The organism is Pseudomonas sp. ERMR1:02 (assembly GCF_002277815.1).
In the GTDB taxonomy this organism is placed as follows: domain Bacteria; phylum Pseudomonadota; class Gammaproteobacteria; order Pseudomonadales; family Pseudomonadaceae; genus Aquipseudomonas.
In genome coordinates, this window is record NZ_NKJI01000013.1 from 106,070 (window position 1) to 122,801 (window position 16,732).

General features: G+C 57.6%; 13 protein-coding genes and 1 pseudogene. 5 read left to right on the top strand and 9 right to left on the bottom strand.

Going from position 1 to position 16,732, the window contains the following annotated elements; translation table 11 throughout:
* Positions 1 to 91: 91 nt before the first annotated feature.
* The 6 genes from CES87_RS21720 to cax form a co-directional block, all read right to left on the bottom strand.
* A complete protein-coding gene (locus tag CES87_RS21720; RefSeq protein WP_128607718.1) occupies positions 92 to 658 on the bottom strand; it encodes an adenylate kinase in 567 nt (188 codons plus the stop codon).
* Between the two features lie 45 nt (positions 659 to 703).
* A complete protein-coding gene (locus tag CES87_RS21725; RefSeq protein WP_322784196.1) occupies positions 704 to 1,141 on the bottom strand; it encodes an ASCH domain-containing protein in 438 nt (145 codons plus the stop codon).
* A gap of 6 nt (positions 1,142 to 1,147) precedes the next feature.
* Positions 1,148 to 1,888 (bottom strand): Mut7-C RNAse domain-containing protein, encoded by a 741-nt coding sequence (locus tag CES87_RS21730; protein WP_128607719.1) that lies wholly within the window; start codon positions 1,886 to 1,888, stop codon positions 1,148 to 1,150.
* 118 nt (positions 1,889 to 2,006) lie between these two features.
* Positions 2,007 to 2,933, bottom strand: a complete 927-nt coding sequence (locus tag CES87_RS21735; protein ID WP_256591024.1) for a transporter — start codon at positions 2,931 to 2,933, stop codon at positions 2,007 to 2,009.
* Positions 2,934 to 3,224: 291 nt separating this feature from the next.
* The gene (locus tag CES87_RS21740; protein WP_128607721.1) at positions 3,225 to 3,785 is read right to left on the bottom strand and encodes a YSC84-related protein; all 561 of its coding nucleotides are present in this window, start codon (positions 3,783 to 3,785) and stop codon (positions 3,225 to 3,227) included.
* A 374-nt stretch (positions 3,786 to 4,159) separates the two neighbouring features.
* Positions 4,160 to 5,233 (bottom strand): calcium/proton exchanger, encoded by a 1,074-nt coding sequence (gene cax / locus CES87_RS21745; protein ID WP_128607722.1) that lies wholly within the window; start codon positions 5,231 to 5,233, stop codon positions 4,160 to 4,162.
* Between the two features lie 357 nt (positions 5,234 to 5,590).
* Here cax and arcD point away from each other — a divergent pair, with 357 nt between their 5' ends.
* Entirely contained in the window at positions 5,591 to 7,075 is a 1,485-nt protein-coding gene (gene arcD, locus CES87_RS21750; protein ID WP_128607723.1) for an arginine-ornithine antiporter, read from the top strand.
* A gap of 144 nt (positions 7,076 to 7,219) precedes the next feature.
* On the opposite strand, the gene CES87_RS21755 is transcribed toward arcD, so the two are convergent.
* A complete protein-coding gene (locus CES87_RS21755; RefSeq protein WP_128607724.1) occupies positions 7,220 to 7,798 on the bottom strand; it encodes a hypothetical protein in 579 nt (192 codons plus the stop codon).
* Positions 7,799 to 8,024: 226 nt separating this feature from the next.
* On the opposite strand from CES87_RS21755, the pseudogene CES87_RS21760 reads away from it, so the two are divergent.
* Positions 8,025 to 9,301 (top strand): annotated as a pseudogene (locus CES87_RS21760) (flavohemoglobin expression-modulating QEGLA motif protein).
* Between the two features lie 96 nt (positions 9,302 to 9,397).
* Here CES87_RS21760 and CES87_RS21765 read toward each other — a convergent pair.
* Positions 9,398 to 10,132 (bottom strand): FadR/GntR family transcriptional regulator, encoded by a 735-nt coding sequence (locus CES87_RS21765; protein WP_128607725.1) that lies wholly within the window; start codon positions 10,130 to 10,132, stop codon positions 9,398 to 9,400.
* A gap of 182 nt (positions 10,133 to 10,314) precedes the next feature.
* Between CES87_RS21765 and CES87_RS21770 the strand changes: the two genes are divergently transcribed.
* The 3 genes from CES87_RS21770 (at position 10,315) to CES87_RS21780 (ending at position 13,005) form a co-directional block, all read left to right on the top strand.
* Positions 10,315 to 11,502, top strand: a complete 1,188-nt coding sequence (locus CES87_RS21770; RefSeq protein WP_256591025.1) for a mandelate racemase/muconate lactonizing enzyme family protein — start codon at positions 10,315 to 10,317, stop codon at positions 11,500 to 11,502.
* Positions 11,503 to 11,611: 109 nt separating this feature from the next.
* Complete coding sequence (locus tag CES87_RS21775) at positions 11,612 to 12,553, top strand: AEC family transporter (RefSeq protein ID WP_128607726.1); 942 nt, start codon at positions 11,612 to 11,614, stop codon at positions 12,551 to 12,553.
* Between the two features lie 113 nt (positions 12,554 to 12,666).
* Positions 12,667 to 13,005 carry a DUF190 domain-containing protein gene (locus CES87_RS21780; protein ID WP_128607727.1) on the top strand — a complete coding sequence of 113 codons (339 nt, stop codon included), beginning with the start codon at positions 12,667 to 12,669 and terminating at the stop codon, positions 13,003 to 13,005.
* A gap of 606 nt (positions 13,006 to 13,611) precedes the next feature.
* Here CES87_RS21780 and CES87_RS21785 read toward each other — a convergent pair.
* On the bottom strand, positions 13,612 to 16,647 hold the full coding sequence (locus CES87_RS21785; RefSeq protein ID WP_371858246.1) for an Ig-like domain-containing protein: 3,036 nt from the start codon (positions 16,645 to 16,647) through the stop codon (positions 13,612 to 13,614).
* Between the last annotated feature and the right edge of the window lie 85 nt (positions 16,648 to 16,732).

Consider the following 16,732-nt stretch of genomic DNA (forward strand, 5'->3'; position numbering starts at 1 on the left):
CTTCGCCCGGGTTTTCATGCGCAAAGCACTTCAGGTTCGATAATCAATGGCGCACACAACTTGCGATGGAAGGGCATAGATTGTGGTTGTCTCAATCGCTTGTTGATTTCCGGTGAGCCAGATCGGAAATCGCTGCGACTACATTTATCACCATCTCTGCGACCGCGATCTCTCCGTTTAATCTCAGAGTTGGTTTAGTAAGTTGCTTGAGCCACAGCTCATGTCTAGGTCTGCTTCGACCCGCTCGACTGCCAACTTCATAGCTTTCAGCCCATGCTAGAAATTTCTGGTGGTTCGCGTACATATCGCCGCCAAGTAAAATTCGCTGGCCATACCGTTGTGATTCGCGTGATCTCAAGCGCTCTATTCGGAGTGGTGTCGGGGTGTCAATGAATACCACCAGATCAGCGCTTTGAATCACCTCAGCCCCCCAGTCATCTAATGATCCGGACAGTACACAGGGGAGATCGCCTAGCGCTCGTTTCAAAAGACCAAGTCTTTCTTCAGGTGTGCGTGATTTTTCAAAGGGGGGATCCGTCGGGTACCAATAGTAATCATCGACATCAAAATGTGGCACGCGAAGGCTGTCCGCCAATGCTGCTCCTAATGTGCTCACTCCAGCCCCCGAAGCTCCGCTGATATAAATCCGTTTGCTCACCGCTTGATCTCCTGTCTTGCGAAATAATCAGCCTCAATCTGGAAGCTAGAAATCTACCTCGTAGATACCTCGCGCCGCGCGCATGGTCACAGGTTGCGTGACCGGCCTTATGTCACTCAGCTCCCAGGCGAGCCAGCCATCCTCAAAATTACTTGCACAGGCCGCTTGCATGTCAGCGAGGACGAACGGGCGAACAGCTTTCACGCGCACGATTGCGACGACAATACCGTCATTGTCTTCGTCACCATCGGTGTGAAGAAATCGTCCATTTTCGACAATTAGCAGATCCTCGGAAGGATCCAGGTCTGGATGCCAACGACGAACTTCGAGGGTTTTTTCCCCAGAAGCGATTCGACCTCCATTGGGCCGTACAATCGATAAAACCTTGATGATGCTCTCCTGAAAGTTAGACGCCTGGAAAATGGTCGGCTCGACCGGATTCCAATTATTTTGGCCGAGTTTGCTTGACTGAACGGGGTTAATCGCCGGCTATCGGTCCAGCAGAGGGGCCAGCAGTGCACGCATGCCGCGCCAGTGCGAACCCTCCCAGTAAATCCGTTGGCAGCCGTCGCAGCGCAGGAAGCGCGAATAGAGGGCGCCAACGAGTGGCGGCACTTGCGGCCGGGCCAGTTCCGGGCTGATCTCGTGCAGCGGCAGGTTGCAATGAAGGCACAGGCTGAATGGCCGCGCGCTACGCGCCAGATCGAGGCGTTCGTACAATTCGCGCAGCTGCAGCGACGGTTTCAGGGCATGCACGTAACAGCCGTGGCTGATGATCCGCCGCTTAAGCAGATCGCGGTCGCGGGTTAGCACGATGCGTCCTTGCTGCGCAGCGATCTCGGCGATCTCGCCATCCTCGAAGCCATTGTCGTAGAGGGTGTCGAAGCCGCTCATGCGCAGCAGGCTGGCCAGCCCGCCAAGGTGCACATCAGCAACGAAGCGCAGCACCCGCAGAGGTTGCGCACGAATCTTTAGCAGCGGGCTGATGTCCAGCGCTTCGAACTTGGGATACACCGCCAGCCGGTCACTGTCGAAGATCACCCGCTCCAAGCCCACCGACTCGCCGTTGAGCAGCACCAGCTCGACCTCGGTGTGCGGTATCCCGAGCGCCTCGATCATGTGCTTGACCGTCGCCCCTCGCGCGCACTCGCAAGTGAAGGACTGCCGCCGCCGTTCGGCCGGCAGGAAATCGTTGAGCTCCTCGTAGAAGCGGAAGGTTGCACTGGTCATGCTGAACAGTATGGCAGGGGCTGCAGGATGAGCGAGTCTAGTTCCTTGGATAGGTCAGGCTACGACAGGATGGTTGGATCGTTAAGAAGTAGCTTCGGCTTGAATGAAGCCGGGCGGTTCAAAGCCCTCCGCCGAAGCGATACTGCCAAATGATTCCAATGGCATCGTATTCACTGCCCGTGCGGGTATGCCCGCCTTTACTCGCATTCAGCTTTAGTGAATGGTTGCGGTTCAACGGCAGCGTGAGGGTGCCTCCGTAGCGTGTATTTTCCTGAAAGTCGTGGTTACCGACCCCATCGACTGAGCTACTCCCGCCAGCGAAGTAGGTCGTATCCAGCGCAGCCCAAATACCATTGCTAAAGGCATAGATAAGATGCCCTTGTACCTGGTAAATCGGGTTCTGGGAAAGTGTGTGGTTGCCAAGGAACTCGTCATTGTCGGTGTAAAAGGTTCCCGCGCCGGATAGTTCCAGGGTCACTGGCCCCAGGCGCTTGGAAATCCCGAGTTCAGGCTTGAATGACCAGCGGTTGTTACCAAGATTGACCAGTCTTGTAGCGTCGTATTGGCCAAGTGGCGCCGTGATTGCCAGGCTGGTGCCGATAATCACATCCTGTTGATAGCTGGGGAATTCAGCCAGGGACATCGCCGGGGCGCCATATAAGTTGACCGAGAACCGGAATCTTGGATCGATCAACCCAGTGACATTACGCTCCTTGGGTTCACCGGCGAACAGAGCAGAGCCCGACAATTTTGCCTCAGGCACGATGATATCGAACTTCCCCGAGCGGCCCCAGACGTCCAGGGATCTGGCAAAGGCAAACACGACAGTCTTTATATTGAGCTTGGCATCCTGGAGCGGGATTGAGGGGTTGGCCGTCACGCTGCCATGGAGATCGCTATAGCCCATGAGCAGGAAATTGATTCCGACCGGCGTATTGGCGTAGGACCTGGGTTCGAGATCCTCTGCGACTGCACCGGGGGCTACTATGATGAGCGAAGCGGATGCGAACCGAACCAGCCTGACGACGCAGAGTTTGTGTTTCATCCACATTCGCTCGCTTCCTGTCAGGCCCCCGGAGTTCTATGTATTGTTGTAGCGCATCTGCATGCGTTTGCACCTTCAGCTGCCACCAGTACTGTGTGGCAGCACTTGCTGATTGGTTGGATACTCCTGGCCGATCAGTGCCTGGACATACTGTTAATAGCGGTACGCTTTCGGCGTTGGAGATCTCAGTCGACATGCAGGCAAAAGTAAGCGCAGGCCCGAGCGCTAATACAGTCGGGCCTGCCGGCTACAGTCAGCCATCACTTTAGATCCCAATCAAACGCCCGGTTGTTAGCGCTTGATCAAAGAAATCTTCGTTCCTTCGATGCTGACCCCGGCCATTAACCCTTCCTGGTCAACGATGAACGCGTACGCGTCGTCTTTGAGCGTCGAGCTGGACAGATTCTTCGCGATCCCTTCATCAACCACAACAACCGTGGGTCCTACACCGATTTCCCAACCCTTGGTTTGAGTTATGTATTTCACAGCTTTGTCGGTCATCAGAAAAACGACATAGCCATACGCCTGGGCACCTGCCTGAAGCCCCCACGACCCGCCGACGGAGTTGTAATAATTTTCTACCTTGTTGCCCTTCATTAATACGCCTTCGCCATAGCTGCCGCCGAATACAAGGCCTGCCTTGATGATTTTCGGGAAGACAAGCACCGCCTTGGCTTTGTGCGAGATGGTTTCAGCAAATGGAGTGGCCTTGTAGAGAATCTGCAACGTTTGTTTAGCGTCGGCATGTAGATCCTCGGCGGTGGCCGCTGTTGCAGTGTTCAGGAAACTGGCCGATGCCAATGATGCAACCGTGAGGAGGATCGATAGGTAGAACCGCATTGTTTGAGTCATTTTCCGTACTCCGATAAGGGAGCATTGGATGAGAGCAGCGGTCAGCCTCTGCCGAAACAGGCACCTGACCCACTGAAATTTATCCGGCGCACCCTGAAGTGTGTGCAAGCTTCGCTCTCGAGTGATGCAGACCTGAGGCTTTGATCGGTCGCGATGCCATCATTTGTTGTGACCCGTGTGTAAGTGCCGAGTTCGTCGTCAATGCCGTTTTTGGCCGTTTTCTGCCTGATGGATTGTGCAGCTGCGGCCCTCCATAACGCGCAAGGACAGTTGTCCGAGGTGGCAAAGCTGCAAGTGAAGCGGAAACTGTTCTGCTCTCCGGATAGACGGGGAGGGTTTCATCTTCATAAAGCGTATTTACGACCCCGGTGGTCTCAAGAAGTCGGGATATCCGGCGTAAAGAAGTAGGCAAGGCCGAGGATCAGGTAGACGGCAAGCAATTGCACCCCCTTGAGCCAGTCCGAGCGTCCATCGCCCGCTACCTGGCCGGTGATCAGCACTGCCAGCAGCATGCTCAGCACCAGGCCGTTGGAAAATGCCAGGTCCATGGGAACGGCACTGATGAAGTAGCTCGCCAGCACCAGGATGGGCGCAACGAACAAGGCCACTTGGACACTGGAGCCGATGGCGACGGCGAGCGCCAGATCCATGCGATTTTTCATGGCAGCCGTGATTGCTGTGGCATGTTCTGCGGCGTTCCCAAGAATCGCGACGACAAATACCCCCACGAACAGGTTGCTGAGGCCTAGCTGGCGAGCACTCGGTTCGATAGTGGCCACCAGGATTTCACTGATCCATGCGATCAGGCCGGTCGCAATGGTCAGGACGAGTAATGCCTTGCCAATCGACCAAGGTGGAAGTGGGTGCGAGTCGTGTTGAACGCCGGGATCGCCGGAAAAGCGGCTCTTGTGCGTCACCAGTGAGTAGACGAGAAAAAGCCCGTAAACCAGCAGCAGGACCAGTGAGATATATAAGCTCAGCGCCTGGAGCCCGTGGGGTGCGCGTACAGCGATTACAGCGTTGTAGGCGGCAGGGATTACCAGCGCAATGGCCGCCAGCGTCAATAGTGTCGCCTGAGAGCGGGCGGCTGTGGCGTTGTAGTGCTGTTCCTGATGACGCAGCCCGCCAGCTAGCATGGCCGCGCCCAGTACAAGCAGGATATTGCCAACGATAGAGCCGGCGATGGACGCTTTCACCACATCGTACAATCCGGCCCGCATCGCGCTCAGGGCGATGATCAGCTCAGTGGCGTTGCCGAAGGTTGCATTGAGCAGGCCACCCACTCCTTCGCCGGAACGCTCCGCCAATTGCTCGGTTGCTTTGCCGAGCCATCCTGCCAACGGGATGATCGCTAGCGATGCTGCCAGGAACACTAATAGATGACGTTCAGGTGTGAGGAACTCCATGAGGATTGCAATTGGAATGAAGACCAGCATCCAGATAAGCATCGAAGCTTTCCCCGCATAAATACGAACGGATCTTTAAGTATGAAAACCCGATCAGGATGGTTCTGCATATGTCTTCCGTCAAAGAACATGCTTAGGCCAATTTGAGCTGAACGATATTCCAAATTAGCAGACCCGATGTCTGCGCCCATCCATCAATACCACTAGCATTGTTTAACTATTGACTAAGCTTTCAGTCGTTGAGGACTTGCAATAGATGCATCGAACCAACTTCCCGCGGCGTAATACGAGAGTCAGTTCGGTAATGCGTGCCACTCGAAAGGTCATGCAGTGCAGTAACGACCCTTCCCGGTTGGCCAGCTTCTAGTTTAGCGATGTCAATTCGGTAAGGAGATTCAAATGGTCGATTCCGTAGGCAAGATTGACAAAGATTACCAGCCCGAAAAACAAACCCTTGTCACAGCCTCCAGCGACAAGCTGAAAGTCGGTTCACTTATTGCCTTGGTCATAGGCTCGATGGTCGGCGGTGGTATTTTCTCATTGCCACAGAACGTGGCCGCGAGTGCCAGTGCTGGTGCGACGCTGATTGGCTGGTTGATTACCGGCGTAGGCATGCTGATGCTGGCGTTCGTCTTCCAGACCCTCGCCAATCGCAAGCCGAAACTCGACGGCGGGGTATATGCCTACGCCAAGGCTGGGTTTGGCGACTACATGGGTTTCTCGTCGGCTTGGGGCTACTGGATTAGCGCGTGGATCGGCAACGTCAGCTACATGGTGCTGCTGTTCAGCACCCTTGGCTTCTTTTTCCCGGTCTTTGGCGAAGGCAACACACTGCCTGCCGTGCTCTGCGCGTCGGTGCTGCTCTGGCTGCTGCACTTTCTGGTGCTGCGCGGAATCCAGGGAGCCGCGTTCATCAACGTCCTTACTACCATTGCCAAGATGGTGCCGTTGGCGCTGTTTATCGTCATCGCCGGCATCGCCTTCAAGATGGATGTGTTCACATCGGACTTCTGGGGCGCCGGCAACAGCGATCTGGGCACGGTGATGAACCAGGTGAAAAAAATGATGCTGGTCACCGTCTGGGTGTTCATTGGCATCGAAGGCGCCAGCATCTTTTCTGCTCGCGCGCAGAAGCGCAGCGATGTGGGTAAGGCCACGGTGTTCGGTTTTGTCGCCGTGCTCCTGCTGCTAGTGTTGGTCAATGTCCTGTCACAAGGCGTCATGGCTCAGGCACAACTGGCGGGATTGAAAAATCCATCCATGGCGGGTGTGCTGGAACACGTAGTAGGGCACTGGGGCGCTGTGCTGATCAGTATCGGCCTGATCGTTTCGCTGGCCGGTGCGCTGCTGTCCTGGACGTTGCTCTGCGCGGAAATCCTCTTCGCCAGCGCCCGTGATCACACCATGCCGGCATTCTTGCGCAAGGAAAATGGCAACGCGGTGCCGGCCAACGCGCTGTGGCTGTCAAACGGTCTCATCCAGCTTTTCCTGGTTGTCACCCTATTTAACAGTTCCACCTACCTAAGCCTGCTTTACCTGGCGACCTCGATGATTCTGGTGCCGTACTTCTGGTCCGCCGCCTATGCCTTGCTGTTGGCCTGGCGTCACGAAACCTATGAGCAGGCCCCTGGCGAACGTGGCAAGGATCTGCTGATCGCGCTGATCGCCGTGCTCTACGCGATCTGGCTGGTCTACGCAGCGGGTGTGCAATACCTGCTGCTATCGGCACTGCTTTATGCGCCAGGAGCGATTCTGTTCGCCAAGGCCAAGCGAGAGTTGGGCCAGCCGGTGTTTACCTCCGTCGAGAAGGTCATTTTCCTGATCGTGGTCATTGGCGCGGCGACGGCGGGATACGGACTCTATAGTGGGTTCCTGAAACTCTGAGCGAAGACCGTTCATAGTGGGCGGAACAATACGCCGGCCATGAAGTTGTTCACCACTGCAATGTAAATTGCAGTGGTGAACCAATTGGGACCGAAAGAAAGTCGATAACTTCTGATCCAGGCCTTTGCTTGCCAGCCTGCGCTGTTAACGTGAGGTCTTGACCTTAAGTACTTCGGTGTAAATGACGTTGATCGTCTGACCCACCTGAAGCTTCTTCATCCGGACCTGGAGGTCCGGGTTTTCGACCTTTAGAACGGTCACCTTTCCTTCTGGAGGAAGCAAGGTCACTTCATGCTTCTTCAAGTCGATGTGAGTGATCTTGGAAGTGACCTTGACGCGACGAAACGCCTCACCGCCTGGATTAGGATTGTCCTTGGTGGCGCGGATGGTCCTCGATTCATTGCTGACGCCAGGCTCTTTGTCGACATTGGTATCAAGCACGTAGGCGACTGAGCGAATAACCTGAATATCAACGTTGTCACCAACTTTCAAGTTGTGCAGAGCCTTGGCTTTGTCCGTGAGCTGGAGTTGCACCGGGCTTTTGTCAGGGCCTTCTATGGTGACCTGATAATTCGCCGGATCAACGGCAAGTACGCGCGAAATGAGGTGACCTTCCATGGCATGACTGCCCAACGGTACTTCCGCTGCGCTGGCCGTAAGGCCGGCAGTGGACATGATTGAGGCTAGAGCGACAACGTAGGCAAGGGAGCGGATCGGTTTCATAGGCCTGCTTTTCCATGTTGTGGTTGACGAACAGCACGACGGTTCTCGGGTAAGAGCGCCGTGCATACGCCAAAGCGTAGTCATTGTTTGCCAACGCGCCCGACCACAGTTTCTCCTCTTGCCTGTCAGCATCATCTGCCTGAAGCAGGGCGCTTTGATCTGTTACGACGCAATTCATCGGAAATGACTAAACTATTTGGTTAGTCCTCCCCCTAAGGAGATTTCCATGAGTGCCGCCACCCTGTCCGAACTCGATGCCGCTCTGCCAGGTTTGGCTCGCAAGATCCGTGTGCTGGAAGCGCTGGCTTGGCCGGATGGAGTTGAGGAAGTCTTCCTGGCGAATTGGCGCAGCGGGCATGCAAAATTGCCCGAAGTCGAGCTGCGTCGCCGTGAGCACAGCGCCGACATCGCTGCCCTGCAAACCTTTATCCGCCATTGCGACGAGGGGCATCCGGCCGGCAACTACCTCGCCATGACAGCGCGTAGCTATGTCACAGCCGCCCGCATGCTGGGGGCGATTGGCACTCCCGCCTTTACTCAATATTCGTCAGCGCTGTACCGGCGCCCGGATTTCTATTACCCGAGCCAGAACCTGCGCATGTTGGACGCGGCCCATTTCTTCCTCAAGACCACCGATGCCCTTCTGGGGGAGCGCGGATTCCACCGTGTCAGGCTGAGATCCCGGCTGAAGCCTTCGCCGCCTGGATGCAACCAGAATTGGACCGCTTCTTCGGCGCGGGCCGGGTCACTGTCATGCTTGATCCGACCCTGGCCGCCAAGGCCATCGCCGGGGCGAGCCGTATCCGCCTGCGTGCCAGCGCTCTGTTCTCGGAACTGGACAAGAGTCAGTTATTGCAGCACGAGGCCTTCGTGCATGTCGCCACGGCACAAAACGGTGCGCTCCAACCCAACCTCAAAAGCCTGGGCCTGGGGGCGCCACGCACGACCCAGACTCAGGAGGGCATTGCCACCTTGGCCGAACTGTTCACCGGCAGCATGGACATCAATCGCTTGCGTCGCCTCGCCCTGCGCGTACTCGCGGTCCAGCAAGCGCTAGATGGCGCCGATTTCATCCAGGTATTCGAAGGTTTTTTTGCTGCCGGTCAGTCACAAGAGGAGTCCTTCCGCTCAACCCAACGGGTTTTCCGCGGCGCCGACCTGCATGGCGGTTCGGCGTTCACCAAGGATGCCGCTTACCTGACCGGTTTGCTCGGCGTGCATACCCTGCTGCGCATCGCGATCCGCGATAACCGACCGGAATTGGTGGGTCATCTGTTTGCGGGACGCCTCAGTCTGGGTGATACCGTACGCCTGGCTCCCCTTTTCGAGTCCGGCTGGCTCCAGGGACCGGTCCATCTTCCGGCCTGGGCCAGCGATCTGCGTCTGCTCGCCGCCAACCTGGCCTTCTCTGCCTTTATCTCCCGGATCAAGCTGGATGTGCTCGATCTGGAGGTGTTCATGGCATTCGCAGACGAGCACGAAACCGATGCCAGCGCCATGTGATCACGGTACCTGCGAAAACCTGTGTGAGCGCTAGCGGTGTACGGACCCCGACCTTGCTTGTAGGACAATGAGACAACCGCCACTGACCTGAGGTCGTTAGAAAAATTTAATCTCGTAGCCGAATCGTGATGCTGCGCTGACAATATGCTGCCCCATGATCTGACGCGCCGCCTCAGCATCCCGGTCGATGAAAGCCTGCACGAGCTCTTCATGCTCCCCGCGCGCCGCATGCGGAATATTGCTGAACACCGGGCCTCGCCGCGCAAAATTCATCGTGATCAGTGCCCGCATCGGCTCGAGCACCGTGCGAATCATCGTCTCGAGATAGTCGTTGCCTGACGCTGCGGCCACGGCCCGGTGAAAGTCGAGGTCAGCGTTGACAGTATCCAGAGTCGGTTCGCCTTCGTATTGCATTCGCAGGACCGCTGCCTGAATCGTTTTCAGCTTTTGCGCCGTCATATGCGACGCCGTCAGCGCGGCGGCCTGGCTTTCCAATACGGCCCGCACTTCGAACATGTTGCGGATCGTGTTATCACCGTCCAGCAACGGCGCACTCTCGCGCGGTGGTAGAGGCTCCAGCGATTGAGTTGCGGGCGAGACGAATACGCCCACGCCCTGGCGTGACTGGATCAGCCCCTGGGCTCGAAGCGTCGCGATCCCCTCCCGTACGACGTTCCTGCTGACGCCGAAGTTTTGCGCCAGAAACTGTTCGGTGGGCAAGCGGTCTCCCGGCCGCAGCCGTCCGGAGGCAATCTCGTCGCTCAACGAGCGGGCGATGTGCTCGGCAAGATGAGGTCGCCGCGCTACGGGTTGCACATTCATTTCACTCATGCTCGCTCACCTCTCTCACTTGTCTTCTTAATCTACATCAGAAGACTTGTTCCCGTCAGTTAAAACTGAATTTCAATATCAGCATCAATAATTAAATCTAATAAATTCAATATGTTGAGTCATAAGCAGGCATACGCTTGCGGAATAGCATCGGTTGTTCTGTTGAAGGACAACAGGACGTCATGTACGTTGTTCTCAACCTGACACGGGCGAAATCCGCAAAACGCCGCGTCACCTTTGCAACCTTCTTGAGGCGCAGTCTTATGAAAATTGCCAGCATTGAAACCATTCCGCTTCGGATTCCCTTCACGACGGGTGGTCGGTCCGCCGGTGGGGTCTGGGGGCCAAAAGACCTGCAGATGGTCGATTCCCTTGTGGTTAAAGTCACCACTGATGACGGTATCGTCGGCTGGGGCGAAACCTTTGGCTTCACCGCGATACCTGCAGTGAAAATCGTGATCGACACGATCCTTGCGCCCGAATTGATCGGCTGTGATGTCACGCGTCGCGAGAAGTTGCAGGGCGATCTGCAGAAGAAGTTTCACGTCTTCGGTCGCAGTGGTGCGTTCATCTATGGCTTGTCGGCGATCGACATCGCGCTGTGGGATATCGCTGGCAAAGCGGCCGGTAAACCGATCTACCAGCTGCTTGGCGGCAGTGAGGCCACTTCACTTGCGGCGTATGCAAGCCTGATTCGCTATGCCGACCCCGAACTTATCCGGGTCAATGTGCAGCGCGCGGTCAACAGCGGTTTCCGACACCTCAAGCTGCACGAGGTTGATATCGAAGTCATCCGCGCCGCGTGTGAAGCCGCGGGCCCCGGCGTGGAAATCACGCTCGACGTCAACGCACCGTGGACAGTACGCGAAGCGCTCGATATGACCGAGAAGCTTCGCCCGCTGAATCTGCGCTGGATCGAAGAACCGGTGTGGCCGCCGGAAAACTATTCGGGTCTGGCGACGGTACGCAGGCAAGGCGGCATTCCGGTTGCGGCCGGCGAGAACGCGTCGACGCTGATGGACTTCCAGCATCTGCTTGAAGCCGGCGCGGTCGATTTCATTCAGCCCAGCCCTGCAAAAATGGGCGGCATCACCGAACTGCAAAAAGTCTATGCGTTGGCGAATGCCCATGGCGTCACGGTGATGGTCCACGCCTTTTATGACGGTCCCGGCCTGCTGGCCGCCGTGCAGGGTAGTGCCGCCCTGGGTGGTGCGAAATCCCTGGTCGAATGGCGCTATTTCGATCTCGAAGCGCAGCTCTATGGCGACGCGATCATTCCGCGTAACGGACGCATCGACGTACCGCAAGGACCGGGGCTGGGAATCGAACCGGATCCGGACGTCATTCGCGACTACCGCTTCAAGCCCTGACCAAACAAGCCGCTTGCACCGTTGATCGAAGCCGACGCAACAGTCGTCGTGTCGGCCTCGATCAGCCATGACGACATTCTTGATAAAAACAAATACGAGGATTGATGACATGTTAGACAGGATCGTAGGACCAATCTTGCCCGTCGCATTTGTGATCGTGCTTGGCTATATCGCCGGCAAGCGCGGACGGCTTACCCATTCTGACAGCCTGCTGATCAGCCGACTGGTGCTCGGCTGGATATTCCCGGCGCTGCTTTTTGTCGGGATGGCGAGCACGCCTCGTGAACAGCTCTTCGACTTCAAATTCATCGTGGCCACGTTCATCGGCATCATGGGCATGTACACGATAGCGCTCGTGATTGGCTGGTTGCGCTTTCGCGACCTCAAGATTGCAACGCTCAAGGGTTTCGTCAACGGCTATCCTGATGCCGCCTTCATGGGTATTCCTATCCTTGGCGCGATGTTCGGAGCGGGCAGTATCTATTCGGTGCTCGTGCTGAACCTCGTCGCGAGCCTGGTGATGATCCCGGTGACGACCATGTTGCTCACCATCGCCGATGGCAAAGGCAGCGGCACCCAGGCGTTCGTGTCGAGCCTGTCGGGTGCGGTACGCCGCCCGCTGATGTGGGCTCCAGCCCTGGGCATTCTTCTCTCCCTGCTGCAGGTCAAGCTTCCTCCCCTTGCTGCGGAGTCACTCAATCTTCTCGGCAAGGCGACGCCTGGTGTTTCCCTGCTGTGCCTGGGATTGATCATGTCGTCGGAGAAGCTGAAAATGTCGGGGGAGGTGTGGACCAACCTTGGGCTCAAGCTGTTCATTCACCCTGTGTTGATGTTCGCGGCCACTGTCGTGCTGGGCACGCATGGACTGTACGCACAACAGATGATCCTGCTTTGCGCACTTCCGTCGGCGACGATCCCGGCGATGTTTGCGAACCAGACAGGCGCCTACCAGAGTGAAGCCGCGACATCCATACTGGTCAGTACCGTGCTGTCGATCGTGACGTTTTCTGCCGCGATCTACCTGATTGATGGAGGACTTGCCGCCGCCTGACCGTGGGTGCCCGCAATGGACGGATGGCGTGGAATGAGGCACTCGTGTCGCAATACCACGCATGGGCTTCTGTCGTATCAATTGATTGGCACACGCTAAAGAGGTGATCAGTCATGAAAGGTTTTTTGGTGATTTTCTTCACCCAGCAGAACCGTCGCCATCACGGAAAAATGCTCGGTGACTGGCTGGTTGATCTGGCCAAGGAAATGGGATTGCGCGGGGCTACCCTGGCAACCGGTATCGAAGGCTTCGGGCATTCCGGGAAACTGCATTCCTCACATTTTTTTGAGCTGGCTGATCAACCCACCGAGATCCGCCTGGCCATGACCGAAGAAGAATCTGTGCGCTTGTTTGAGCGACTTGAGGTCGAAGACATTTCCTTGTTTTACATTAAGACACCGGTTGAATTCGGAGATGTCGGCAGGCAAGCCAGTCGTCCTGTTGACCAGTAGCATGCGCCCACTGCGCTGCCAATAAGCGTGTGCTGATCGTTCCCACGCTCTGCGTGGGAATGCATCCTGTGACGCTGCGCGTCACCATTGCGCAAGACTCAAGCCTTGCGTCAAGAGCGGAACGCGGAGCGTCCCTGGCGGCATTCCCACGCAGAGCGTGGGAACGATCAGGTCAAGAGCGCGTGCGCGTATCTATAAATCAGGTCGGCTGTCAGGCCGCCTCGCGGCTGCTTTTGCTGTTGATCTTCTTGCCCCTCGAGAGGCCGAGCGCAGGTTCTGCGCAGTGGGCAACCCGGCATGGATGCCGGGTTAGCCGCGCCCGGCCAAGGATGGCCGATCGCGGCGGGCCCACGGAGCAGGACCGGAGCGAGGGCATGCCGAGCATTAGCGAGGTACCGAACGAAAGGGGCAAGAGCGCTTGGTTACTTGGCGCTTTTCCAAGTGACTCGCTGTAAGAGCGAAACCGCCAGCCGCCGTTACCGCAGCAATGGATATTCACCCAATCCAATCCAAATATGCGATCACAGTCCCCCAACCTAAACGGAACAGCATTACGCCGTCGGGATGCCTTCGTGGAAGACTCCCGTCAGCGGGCTGTGCTGCCGATCAGCGTGTTGCCGTCACCGTTGCCGGTGCCGAGACCTTCACGGACACTGTCGCCGGTGCCGACACCGCGCCCTTGGCATCGTTGACTTGATAGGTAAAGTTCGCAGTGAACGTCCCAGCGACTGTGGCCGGTGGTGTGTAGATCACCTGCACACCGTCGGTGCTGACCGTGCCCTGGCCTGCGCCCGGTTGCGTCAGCCCCACCACTTTAAGTGGCACATTACCGTCAGGGTCGGTGTCGTTGGCCAGGACTTTGATGGTCAGCGGTTTGCCGTTTTTGCTGGTGGCGCTATCGGGTTTGGCGATCGGATTTTTGTTTTCGCTACCGCCGGTGCGGAAGGTCGGCAGCGCCGCAGAGTTCACGTAGGTGACGCCGTCCCAGCCGGGCAGGGGCGTTGGCATCAACTGGAACTGACCCGGATGCTCGATATCCCAGCGCAGCAGCATTGATGTGTCCTCGTGCTGGGTGTTGTGGCAGTGCTCCATGTAGGTCCCGGCAAACTCGCGGAAGTGGATCGCCATTTCCACATCCACCGAACTGTCGATGCCTTCGCCGATGCGATACACGTCCTTGCGCGCCCATTTTTCCCATTCCGGCGGCGCCTTGCCGTCGCGGCTGAGGACGATCCCTTCCTCGAAATGCACGTGTACCGGATGGTTCCAGCCGTTGCCTCCGTTCTTGATTTTCCACACTTCCAGAGTGCCGTCGCCGCTGTAGCCGGCATCGGTTGGGCCGTTGGCCAATTGCGGGGCGGCACTGAGCCGCCGTGCGTCCATGCTGTAGCCAAAACCACCTTCGGACTTGATGGTCCAGGGTTCTTCGTCAGTGCCGTCGGAGCGACCGAAAATGAACTCACGATGCCGCGCCAGTTTCAGTTTGGCCTGCACCGTCGGGTCGTCACGGTTGAAGGTCAGCGGGATCATGATTTTGCCCGCCGCCTTGCCCGGTTTCGCGGGCTCGTAATCGGCCGGGTTCATGCTCACATCCGTGCCGCTGTAAGGCTGCACAACCAACTGCAGGAACTTGCCCACTACGGGGTCGCCCTTGTCCCATTCCAGCCCTTTGCTGCCCATCTTGAGCACCGCTTTGTACTTCCCGGACAGCACGTCGGCCAGTTTCAGCTCAATCTTCTCCGGACCCCTGCCGCCCTGATGCTCCATCAGGTTGACGAAGTACAGCTTGTCGCCGGTATTGATCCCGTTTTTCGCGAAGTTGACGATGATGTCATAACGCTCGGCGATACCTTGGGTGGGCAGGATGGCGTTGTGGTCCTGTTTGTCGCCGTCGTCGTCCATGTCCATGCTGCCGTCGAACGGCACGGCGTGTTCCATGAGGTTGCCGTCGTTGCCGATCATGTGGAACGGCACGCGGGCATAAGACACGCCCGAACCTGCCGGCCCGGGGAATTCGCCGCCGTTTCCGACGATTTCACGTACCAGCGCGATCCTGAAGTAGCGCGATACCGAGCCATTAAGGATGCGGAAACGATAGCTGCGCGCGCGCACTTTCAGTTTTGGCTGGTACTGCCAGTTGACCAGGATCTGATCGCCGAGGAAGCCGTCGGTGTTGAACGGGTTGAACCACAGTTGGCCGTTCTTATCCCAGGCCTTGTCGGCCACCATCAGGTTGACGTCATAGTCGCGGTTGCCCCACGGCAGCGCCGAACCGCTGGGCAGGCGCAGGTTGACGCCATCTTCCAGCGCTTCGTTGCCACGATCCAGCGCGCTGTAGTAGTTCATCATCACCGCGTTGCCCTTGTAGACATTCTGCGCGGTGAAATCGAGCATATGGTCGTGGAACCAGTGGGTGCTCATGGTTTCACGCCAGTCGCCGCGGATCTTGATGCTGCCGTTCTGGCAGGTTTTCAGGCCTGGTGTGGTGTCGTTGACGAACAGGGTTTCGCCCGGGGCGCAGGGGAACGCTGCGCGAGGATCTTCAGCCTTGGTGTTGATGGTGTCGTAACCGGCCAGTTGCATTGGCCAGCGATAGTCGTAGTACTGCCCGGGAAAGAAAAACGCATTGGTATAGCCGTCGCTTTCGGCCGGGTTATGGCCGTTGTGTTCGTGGGTGCTGATGGTGTGCAGGCCGAAACCCATGTTGGCCGACGGGTCGATCGGCAGGGCGTTGTAGTGACGCATCAGCACCGGTTGGCCGTAACGCACCATCAGCAGTTTTGCCGGAAAGGTGCCGTCGAAGGTCCATAGCGCTTTGTGGTTCTGAATCGGCATGTTGGGGTGAAATCGGGTGTCGATGCCTTTGGTGGTGCCCGTTGTGGTCGGGATGTCCGAGGTCTGGTAGTAGAGCCCGCCAGGCCCGAACTCACCGGCGGCGTAGTTGTGCATTTGTCGGCGGTCGCGCATGCCGCCGTTGAGTTTGGCACCCGCTTGCACGGTTTTGAAGGCGACCTGCGGGTAGAACTCGTTCCAGCGTTGATGCGACCAGCCTTTTCCTGGCGGACGACCTTCGGCCGACGAACCTACCGGATGGCGGTTGAGGAAGGCTTCGATCTGCGCTTTCCACGGGTTGCGGTCCAGCACGTTGGAGTACTGCGACGGAAATGGGTAAAGCCCGGGCTGGCGCATGAAGGCTTCCAGTGCCGAACTCGACGGGCCGCTGCGAGCGATGTTGTCCGGGTCCTGCTGTGGCGCCGGGCCGGCAAGGGGCACAGGGAATGTCAGTGTCGGCGCGGGCAGGGTCGGGTCGAGTTTTTCCGTGCCGAATTCCTCGAACAGCAGCAGTTGCTGGGTAAAGGGTTGCGCCCCGAACAATGGGCTGGGCTTGCCGTTGGTGGGGATTTTGAACGAGGTTTGCAGACTTGGCGGTAGCACGTTTTCGGCGCGCGGGGTGTTGCGGTCGCCATACGCGCCGTTGGGCAGGGCAATCGCGCCCTGGTTGGTCGGCGGCATTGTTTTCAAGGCGTCCAGCGCGGCCTTCGGGTCGGCCGGGGGATTGCTATACGCCGAGGGGTCCGTCGGTGGCGGATAGCTGACATCGTCGAGCGGCGCGGCATTGGCGGTGCTCAGGGTAAGGAGCATCGCACAGGGCAGGCTGGACCTGCGCAGCAAGTCGATGGAATTGCATGGTGGTGTCGCACGTTTCATTTTTCACCCCTCGCGTGAT